The sequence below is a fragment of the Methanobrevibacter sp. genome (assembly GCF_036307625.1).
In the GTDB taxonomy this organism is placed as follows: Archaea; Methanobacteriota; Methanobacteria; order Methanobacteriales; family Methanobacteriaceae; genus Methanocatella.
In genome coordinates this window covers 1-9,276 of the sequence record NZ_JAXJXF010000023.1, presented here as the reverse complement: position 1 = coordinate 9,276, position 9,276 = coordinate 1, and the positions used below count along the sequence as shown (strand labels likewise).

10 protein-coding genes are annotated in these 9,276 nt (G+C 31.3%); 3 read left to right on the top strand and 7 right to left on the bottom strand.

Features of this window, described 5'->3' with window-relative positions:
- The 6 genes from UIB65_RS00995 to UIB65_RS00970 all read right to left on the bottom strand — a co-directional run.
- The coding region (locus UIB65_RS00995) for a prephenate dehydratase domain-containing protein (protein ID WP_330039292.1) at positions 1-603 on the bottom strand (603 nt) is incomplete at its 3' end.
- A gap of 34 nt (positions 604-637) precedes the next feature.
- Entirely contained in the window at positions 638-1,438 is an 801-nt protein-coding gene (locus UIB65_RS00990) for a CBS domain-containing protein (protein ID WP_330039290.1), read from the bottom strand.
- A gap of 21 nt (positions 1,439-1,459) precedes the next feature.
- Positions 1,460-2,395, bottom strand: coding sequence for a CBS domain-containing protein (locus tag UIB65_RS00985; protein ID WP_330039289.1), 936 nt, complete (start codon positions 2,393-2,395; stop codon positions 1,460-1,462).
- Positions 2,396-2,458: 63 nt separating this feature from the next.
- Entirely contained in the window at positions 2,459-3,157 is a 699-nt protein-coding gene (locus UIB65_RS00980; protein ID WP_330039291.1) for a 7-carboxy-7-deazaguanine synthase QueE, read from the bottom strand.
- Positions 3,157-3,672 (bottom strand): 6-carboxytetrahydropterin synthase, encoded by a 516-nt coding sequence (locus tag UIB65_RS00975; RefSeq protein WP_330039288.1) that lies wholly within the window; start codon positions 3,670-3,672, stop codon positions 3,157-3,159. The genes UIB65_RS00980 and UIB65_RS00975 overlap by 1 nt, the downstream gene beginning before the upstream one ends.
- On the bottom strand, positions 3,669-4,262 hold the full coding sequence (locus UIB65_RS00970; protein ID WP_330039287.1) for a DUF366 family protein: 594 nt from the start codon (positions 4,260-4,262) through the stop codon (positions 3,669-3,671). The genes UIB65_RS00975 and UIB65_RS00970 overlap by 4 nt, the downstream gene beginning before the upstream one ends.
- 668 nt (positions 4,263-4,930) lie before the next feature.
- On the opposite strand from UIB65_RS00970, the gene UIB65_RS00965 reads away from it, so the two are divergent.
- The 3 genes from UIB65_RS00965 to cas4 all read left to right on the top strand — a co-directional run bounded on the left by UIB65_RS00965 (position 4,931) and on the right by cas4 (position 9,003).
- The gene (locus UIB65_RS00965) at positions 4,931-6,004 is read left to right on the top strand and encodes a DNA polymerase subunit beta (RefSeq protein WP_330039286.1); all 1,074 of its coding nucleotides are present in this window, start codon (positions 4,931-4,933) and stop codon (positions 6,002-6,004) included.
- A gap of 590 nt (positions 6,005-6,594) precedes the next feature.
- Positions 6,595-8,073, top strand: a complete 1,479-nt coding sequence (locus UIB65_RS00960; RefSeq protein ID WP_330039285.1) for a sodium-dependent transporter — start codon at positions 6,595-6,597, stop codon at positions 8,071-8,073.
- A 135-nt stretch (positions 8,074-8,208) separates the two neighbouring features.
- Positions 8,209-9,003 carry a CRISPR-associated protein Cas4 gene (gene cas4, locus UIB65_RS00955; RefSeq protein ID WP_330039284.1) on the top strand — a complete coding sequence of 265 codons (795 nt, stop codon included), beginning with the start codon at positions 8,209-8,211 and terminating at the stop codon, positions 9,001-9,003.
- Positions 9,004-9,050: 47 nt separating this feature from the next.
- On the opposite strand, the gene UIB65_RS00950 is transcribed toward cas4, so the two are convergent.
- A partial coding sequence (locus UIB65_RS00950; protein ID WP_330039283.1) for a DUF5612 domain-containing protein occupies positions 9,051-9,276 on the bottom strand: 226 nt, incomplete at its 5' end.

Here is a 9,276-nt window from a genome sequence, read left to right as displayed (position 1 = left end):
GTATAAACTACCTGGACGGTCCTCATAAATGGAGAATATTATTGAGGTCTTGTCATTGCCAGTTATTTCATGGCTTTGCTTTGACAGAACAACAAAACGAGTAACATTGTTATCCATATCCTGAATATTTGATTCAAGAATTTCCAAACCATATAACTCAACGACTTTTGCATTACAAATGGCAGCCTTGGATTTATCTCCAATGATACTTTTGGCAGCACTTGCAGTACTGACTGCATAATGCGGCTGAATTCCATGATCAGATATATATTCCTGACATTGAGCTATAGCCTGAGCATGAGAATACACATCAGTGATGTCTTCCATTTTACATCCAGGATTAACAATTAAATTTTGATTAATCGGAATGATTATTTCCTTAAAAATTTTTAAATCGAACTTATGAGCCAATAAATCTAAAGTAAGCCCAACAGGCCCTTCAATCGAATTTTCTATAGGTACAACGCCATATAAACATTCTTCATTAGCTACACTTTCCATTACCGCAGGGATAGTACAATACGGAATTAAATCATCACCTACAATACTGGCGGCTTCATGACTGAATGTTCCCTTAGGTCCCAAAAAAGAAATCAATGAAATAAGAACCCCTCCAAAAAAAATAAAAAAAGGATATTTAAGATTCTAATTTTTCAATTAGTCTTAAAATATCGGTTTGAGTTATAATGCCAACAAGTTCATCATCTTCAACAACAGGCAATCCATTGAATCCTGTCTCCATGATAATATTTGACACTTCAGTAATAGACATGTCCTTTGAAACAAATGTTGGATTTAAAGACATGATATCTTCAACCAATAAATCTTTAATCTGAGATTTTTGGTATTTTTCAGGAACTGATTTTCTAAATTCGATGAAAGCCCTCATCAAATCTTTTGAAGTAATCATTCCCACAAGCCCATCATCTTCGACAACAGGCAATCTGCCCACATGAGATTCAATCATTTGTCTTCTTGCATGGACAATTCTTTCAGTTGGTGATACAACTGTTAAATTTTTAGACATAATTTCTTTTACAGTAATCTTATCGAATGCAATTCCAACTGCAAGAGTAACGAAATCTGCTTTGGAAACTATTCCAACCATTTTATCATCTTCCATTACTGGAACAGATCCAATGCCTTTTTCTAACATTATTCTTGCCACTTCATCCAATTGCATTGACTGAGGAACTGTAATTACATCTTTAACCATTACAGATGAAATATGAAGTCTTGATGCAGGCATACTTTCATATTTTGATGAACCAAGTTTATTAGCAATATCCCTTTCTGAGATAATTCCCACTAATTCTTTATTATTGGTTACCGGTAAACGAGATACATTATGTTTACGTAATAATTTCAATGCATCAGAAAGATTTTGATCTTTATCTATACTAATTATATCTTCAGACATCAAATTCTTAATTTGCATATTATCATCTCCTATAAATGTTTAATATCTTTTAACTGCTCTTAAAATATCTCTTTCAGTAATGATTCCCATTACTTTATCATTTTTAACTACAGGAACACCACCGATATTTTTTTCAGCGAATAATTCACATAAATCCCCAATAGTCATATTTGGTTCAATTGTGACAGGTTCTTTAACCATTATTTCTGAAATTACGGTTTTTAAAACATCTGTAGCTAAATTGGAATTTAAATTATCAAATAATTCTTTAGCATTTAAGAATCTGATAATATCGGTAGAAGTAATTATACCTAATAACTTTTTAGCTGCTTTAGAAATATCAGCTTCACCACCAACAATCGGAATTCTTCTTAAACCATTTCTTACCATGATTTTACATGCACCTTCAAGAGGAGTTCCAGGAGTTGTAGTGAATACTTTAGTACTCATATAATCTTGTGCAGTTTCTTTGGAAGCAACACCTGCCAAGGATAATGCAATATCCCTTTCAGTTACAATACCAACAAGTTTTTCATCACCATCAACAAGAGGAATAGCACCTAACTGATTTGACAACATAGTTTCAATTGTTTCAGCAATTGAAGCTTTATTAGACAATGAAACTACTTCACGAGTCATGATTTCTCTGACTGGTTCATTTATAGCTGCTAAGAAGTTGTCTTCGTATTTTTTTTCAATAATATTGAATTTGCTTCCTCCACCAAAGAAGTCCAATATATCCATTACTGTTACAAAACCTAACAATTTACCAGAACCAGGGTCAGTAATTGGTAATCTTCTAAATTCATGTTCCATCATTATTTTAGCAGTATCTTTGATACTTTTTGAAGGAGGAATAGAAACTACATCTCTTGATGCTATAGCCATAATGTCTCCTTCTTTATCATGAACTTTAGTTTCACGTTCAATTGCACCTGTGTTTGATTTTCTGTTAATGGATGTTTTATCTTTCATTCTCACACCTCTACTAAATTATACACCTTAATAAAATAAAATCACAATATTAAAAACAAAATATTACTCAATATCCAAAATCTTATGAATTTGAGGAATGGTGGAAACTTCAAAATATTGCCCAACAACTGCCGAAAATTCAAATAATTGAAAATTAAGGTCCTTCCATTCGTTTAATGGACTAGAAGGTTGGATGATTATTTGAAGATTACTTTTGCTTGAAATATTTTCAGATAATTTTTTGATTACCTCTTTAAATGACTTTATTTTAGTTGAAGGCAATATAACTACTTTACAATATACATTTTTAGACTTCGCCATTAATAAATTTAGTGATTTAATTTCATTGAAAAAAATTTCCTCATCAAAATCACCATCAAAATGTTCAGGCAATTTAATATCCAAGGACACCATATCCAATCTATCAATCAAATCAATGTTATCCGGCAAAGTCCCATTAGTTTCCAGCATTATGTCCAAATCTGTTAATTTTGAAACTTCATTAATGAAGTCTGGATACAGACTAGGTTCACCTCCAGTAAATGAAATGGTTCTGCAATCAGGAGTTAATAATTTATTTATTTCATCAGTTACTTGCTGAGGTGTCATTAACTTGCCTGATTTTTCAGATTTACTATCATTGGTGTCACAATAATTGCAGTTCAGATTGCATCCTGCGAATCTGACAAAAATCTGTCTTTGACCTATTAGAAGACCTTCTCCTTGAAAACTTGAGAATATCTCAATAATTGGAGCTTTCATCATAAATCTTTCCTATACATTGCTCCCTGACCGATTCCTTCATTAACACAAACTGAAACATATTCCAGATTATCATAAGTTTCAGCTAATTTTTTAGCCAATGTTTCTGCAAAAAATTTAGACAATTCTTCAGCAGAAGTATACGGCAATGGTAAAAATACACAGTCAACTGCAGGAACAGAATAACCTTTACCATCAATTTTAAATCTAACAGAATTTTGTTCTTTTAAATCAAAAATTGAATCCTTATTTTTATCAAATTCTTTAAATTCTATCAAATCATTGTAAACCGGAATCAATAATCTGTGATCAAGTTCATCGCAGATTGCTTTAGTATAAGCTTTAACATCTTTAAAATCAACTACAAACTCAAATTTTCCTGCCCTTTCACCTTCAATTTCAATATCAACAAAATATGAATGACCATGAATAAATCCGCAGGATTCATGGCCCGGAATTATATGAGCAGAAGAAAATCTTAAATTTGATTGAATACCATTTATTAAAATTTTCATCCTAACACCTTAGTTTTACTTATATCATTTTCAATAGTTTCCAGCTCGTCAATGAATCTGGAAACTGTTTCATTTATTAAATTTAACAAATTATCATTGTTGAATACACGTTCACCATTAACTTTAATATCAAATAATCCAATGGTTTCCACATCATCAGGAGTTCCCTTATCTTCCAGATTAAGCGCAAAGTGTATTTTGGCAGAGCTTAAAGAAACACTGGCTATGGAAATGGACAATTTTCTATTTTCAACAAATATATCGTCCCCTTCTCTTTTTGTTGAAATGCCATATTCTGTCAATATTTCTCTAAATATCATGACCAAAAGCCTTTGCCTCAAATAGGCAACCCTCATGTTTGTAGGCTGTTGGTCAAAAAACTCGCATATGAAATTAACCATATAATTTGATTTAATTTCCAAACCAACATCTGCAAAATCTTTTAAATTATCAGGAGTGATGTTAACCGGACCAATCCAAGTAATTATAGAAGAACCGTAAATTCCAAACTCCTGGAAAGCCCATGACGGATTAATTTGACTTCCATCATATTCAAATATTTCATCAACATGCTTATGAGTAATAGTCATAATAAAACCTATATGTTTATGTAATTTTTAATGCATTTTTTGCAAGATTTTTAAGTATTATTTAATCTATAAAAATCTATAAGAAATACTTATAAATATTTAGTCAAAGGTATTAAAAAAAGTATCGAATATACTATTTCAACTATTTTCAGCATCCAGTATTAGTTGATTAGCAATGCCACTATCTATCAACATCAACCATTTATCAAAAAACAACTTTATATTCCTTCACAACATTTACTTCTTCATGAATATTATCTATTCCATCTGCTGTTCCGACCTAATTTTTCATAGTTTACATCCATACCGCTCAAGCCATGTTGATCAATCTCTTCCAACACAGCAAACAACACAGTTTGTGTTTCCTTTCGCATTTCAAGTAGGCCGGTCAGATTGTAGGAAAATAGTTCATATCATGCTTAATCGAACATTAACTTCATTTTCCTGAAGCTGTCCAAAACTTCTTTTAATAGTTGGATTTGTGATACATGATATTTAATTTAAAATATATAAATAGAATATTAAAAAAAAAATTCCATCCATTACAGATTCATAATACCTAAACTTAATTTGAGAGATAACCTCAATATAATGAACTAAACAAACTCGTCAACATTAGTAAAATTTTAATTAATTAAAATTAAAAATTAAAATTAGGAGTAAAAATTATGAAGCAAGTAAGAACAAGAGACTTTATCTACACAAGCGATGATTTGTATTTCGCATCAACAAATTACATTCACCCTGAAAACAGAGTTATTTCCTTTTTAAGATATGTACCTGACCCTGAAGGAGACCGTGAAAAAGACGGCAAACGTTATAGAAAAGTAGGGTCTGAAGAGGCATACTCATATTTACGTGAAAACTATCCTGATTATTTGTATTTTTCAGATGTTACCAATGTTGAAATGATGGGAGTTCCATTGGAAAAGGTTGAAAAAATAATAAAACCTGAAGAAAGGCTTTTAGGTCTTAAAAAGACTTTTGATGAAGGTGGAGAAGTTAAAAATCCGGAATTGATTGCAAAATTAATGGATGTTGCTGACTTTTTCCATTTCACAGCAGACATTCCATATGACCATTTAGGAATTTCAGGTTCAATACTGCCCGGCCTTCAAAAAAGTGATGTAAGTGACCTGGACTTTGTGGTTTATGGTCTTGACAATCACAGAAGAGCAATTGCCGCTTTTAAAGAACACCGTGGAAAAGAAGTCTACATCGAAGAAGTTGACAAGCACATTACAGTTGAAGGAATCACCAACGATTACTGGGATTTTGTTTATGACAAAAGAATGTTTGACGAAAGTCTTACAAAAGAAGAATTCAGATGGTATGAAAACAGAAAAGCAAACAGAGGAACAATCAACGGAACATTATTCGATATTTTAGCAACCAAGGATTACGATGAAATTGAGGGAAGCTGGGGAGATACAGTTTATGAGCCTCAGGGAATAGCAAAAATCGAATGTGATATCGTAAGCGCACTTGGAGCATTCGACAATCCTTCACTTTATACAATTGAAAATGTTGAAGTTCTTGATGGTGTTGATTTCCCATTGACTGAAGTTGTTTCATTTACACACACCTATGCTGGAGAGGTTGTTGACGGAGAGCATGTAGTTGCAAAAGGCAAAGTTGAAAAGGTCATTGTCAATGATGAATTTTCACATTACCGCATTGTTGTCGGAACTACCCGTGAAGCAATTGACGAGTATCTAAAGCTTAAGGAAAGTCCAGCTTAGATAATATTTCAAGGTTTGTAATTCTTTAAACCAAAAAACCAGAGTGGATTTGAAAAAAGGTTGATGTTAATGTAAACACCCACTACAGAATAACAATTCAAATAGAAAAACAAAAAATAGTCAATTAATGTCTATATTGTGAGTTTCACCCCACAATACTCTTCCATTAGACATTAAAACTACACTATTAACGTGTTAGAGGTTCTTTCCATTGGAGACAACACTCTTGATTAATTATATGCATTAAATCGTATTTAAAGCTTGTTGAAGCCATTAAATAAAATTGATTTGAGAAAAACATTACATATAAACTTTACTGAGATTAATCTTTAAAAAAAGAAATGATATTATTAAGAGGATTCGCCAAAAAAAATAATTGCCAAATTTTTTAAACAAACACTGAAAATTTAAGACACATATTATTAACTTTTCACCATCTTACATTATAAATATTATTCATTTAAGAAAAATAACAAATATAAATCTATTCAAGTTGTTTTAAGAAAAAATAACATGAATTAATCAAATTTAATACAATAATATATAAACTTCAAACACCTAAATAATAGTATTAAATTTAATGTGATTATATGACAGAACAGAAAAAATCAGAATGGAATAGTAATCTTGCATTTATGATGGCAATGATTAGTTCTGCTGTCGGTCTTGGAAATATCTGGCGTTTCCCAAATGTTTTATACTCCAACGGTGGAGGATCATTTATGATTCCATACATCGTTTCAATATTTCTTTTAGGAATTTCATTTGTTTTAGTGGAGTATGCTGTCGGATTCAAGTTCAAAAGATCAATTGCAAGAATATTATATTCAATTAATGAAAAATTAGAACCTGTAGCATGGTTTATACTGATTGTTGTATTCTTAATTACGACCTATTACGTTTGTGTTGTTGGATGGGATTTAATCTATATATTCCTAAGTTTTACAAAAGCATGGGGATCAAATCCAGACTTATATTTTACTAATTCAGTATTGCATTCTACAGATTCAATATCAGGATTTTTTACTATCGTACCAGTTGTCCTTGCTTCAGTATTTGCCATTTGGTTTATAGCATGGTTTATTATCAAAAGAGATTTGAATGATGGAATCGGTAATGTAAGTAAAATCTTATTACCTATACTTTGTGGAATTGTTGTAGTTATTGTTGCATTCTCATTAACTTTACCGGGTGCATCAGCAGGTTATACACAAATTTTCACACCGGATTGGTCGGCGTTGGCCAATTTAGATGTATGGCTAGCAGCATTCGGACAAATCGTATTTTCCCTAAGTCTAGGAATGGCAATTGCAATGACATATGCAAGTTATCTGCCCGAAGGTTCAAAATTAGTGGATAACGCAATAATCGTAGCATTTTCAAACTCAGGTTTTGAAGTGTTTAACTCAATTGGAATTTTTTCCATTTTAGGATTCATGACAGTGACAAGCGGAATTCCATTTAATGAACTTGTAACATCCGGAACAGGACTTGCATTTGTAGTGTTCCCACAAGTATTCAATGCAATGGGACCTGCAGCATATGTAATCGGACCTTTGTTCTTTTTATGCATATTATTTGCAGGAATCACATCTGTTATTGCACTTCTTGAGGGAGTATGTTATTCAATTTCTGAAAAGTTCCTTATCGAACGTAAAAAAACCGCAACCGTAGTTTGCATTGTTGGATTTTGTATTTCAATTATTTTTACAACAGGCATTGGAAGTACAATTTTAGGAATCTTCGATGCATTTTTAAATAACTTCGCATTATTATTTGCAGTACTTCTTGAATGCATAATATTTGGTTGGATTTACAAATTTGATGACTTGATTGAAGTCTTAAATGCCAATTCAACAATTAAAGTAGGGAAAACTTGGAAGATAGTCATCAAATACATTTTACCTATTTGTATCCTAGGTCTTTGGTTGCAGGGAGTGGTTTCAACCATTAATGAAGCAGATGCACTAAGTTCAATCGTAATGTTAATATTAACAATTGTGGTGATAGTGGTTCCATGTATTATTGCATTACTGCCTGCACGTAATAAAAATTACTACGACGCATAAAATTTACTTAAAATAGCTAAAACAATAGCTATTTTCTTTTTTTATTTATTTTTAAGAAATTTACATTCTTTATAACTTCTAAATATTTATATTATTAAATTTAAACTAATATTACTCAAAATTAGAGGTTATAATATGATAAACATATCTTCAATTAAAACACACATGTTCTGCCCAATGAATCTATACATACAAACATACCTAGACAATGAAGAAAATAACAATTACCAGTTGGCAGTTGAAATTAAAAAGCTTAAAATAGATATTTTAGACCTGATTCAGAAAAATATGCGCAAAATTAAAAAGGAAATGACCATTGCCGAAATTGAAAACGAATTATCAGAAAATATTGATTCATTTATAGAAAGCAATACAAATGCAATAATTTCAATGAATTTGGCACTAGATGAAAGTCAAGTAAATGAAATAATAGAAAATACTTATTTTAACATAAAAATAACTGCATTAAAAATAAAACAGGCAATGAACATGCATAAAAAAGATGCATTTGCACTAACAGACATGTTTTTTCCAAACTGCATGTATTCATATTTACTGAAAGACCCTCAGTTAGAATTGATTGGAATCTGTGACAAAATAGAAATAATTGACGGAAAATATTATCCAGTTAGCCTTAAAAGTTCAAATCCCCCATTAAAAGGTGTTTGGAATCAGGACGCAATAGAGCTGGTGGCCGATGCAATACTTCTTGAAGAGGAGTTTGATACCGAAGTTTTTGTCGGCTTTGTATATTATGAAAAAATAGATGAAAAAAGACCTGTTGTGATGGATGTTAATTTAAGAAAAGAATTATTTGAAGTTATACGAGAAGTTAAAGAAATTAAAGAAAACAACAAGATTCCAAATGTAAAAATAAATCCTAAAAAATGCAGCAAATGCGAATATGAGAATATATGTTTGAAAAAATAGTTAAAAAGGGAGTTAAAAATAACTCCCCTATATGTCCATAAACATGATTAATACTTAATTTTATCGCCAAGTCTTTTAATATCAAATACCGCAGTATCTGCAACAGCCATTACCGCCAAAACTCCTGCCTGAATAGGATCAGTGATAATCAAGTCAGCATATTCAGTTACACTACCCGGCATATTCAGAGAAATTACAATCAGGTTTCTTTTTTCTTTAACATTTTTAACGGATTCTGTGATTTCACCGCCCATAAGCGAACCTGCTAAGACC